Below are 383 nucleotides of genomic sequence, written 5' to 3'. Positions count from 1 at the left end.
GCCGCGGGCCGCAGCGGGAGGGCACGATGATCAGGGCCGACACGGGATTGCCGCCGATGCGTGCCGGGCTGCGGGTCGGGCTGCTGGGTGGCTCCTTCGATCCGCCGCACGCGGGGCACCTGCACATCGCGCGCGAGGCGCTGAAGCGCTTCGGCCTCGATCGGGTGTGGTGGCTCGTGAGCCCGGGCAACCCGCGCAAGCGCGCGGGGCCCGCGCCGCTCGCCGACCGCATGGCGGCGGCGCGCGCGCTCGTCGATCACCCGGCGATCGCGGTGACCGACGTCGAGGCGCGGCTCGGCACACGCTACACCGCCGAAACGCTCGCCGCGCTTCAGGCGGCCTGTCCGGGCGTGCGCTTCACCTGGCTCATGGGGGCGGACAAC

Annotated in this window: 1 protein-coding gene; it reads left to right on the top strand. The window is 75.7% G+C overall.

Annotated elements, in window-relative coordinates; genetic code table 11:
• Nucleotides 1–26: 26 nt before the first annotated feature.
• Nucleotides 27–383, top strand: a 357-nt coding sequence (locus AB6A65_RS16705; protein ID WP_371039504.1) for a nicotinate-nucleotide adenylyltransferase, incomplete at its 3' end; no start/stop codon positions are given.

Origin of the sequence: Rhodosalinus sp. FB01 (assembly GCF_041365715.1) — a bacterium.
GTDB lineage: Bacteria > Pseudomonadota > Alphaproteobacteria > Rhodobacterales > Rhodobacteraceae > Rhodosalinus.
The sequence above is the reverse complement of the archived record's forward strand: the minus strand, read 5'-3'. Positions and strand labels throughout refer to the sequence as shown.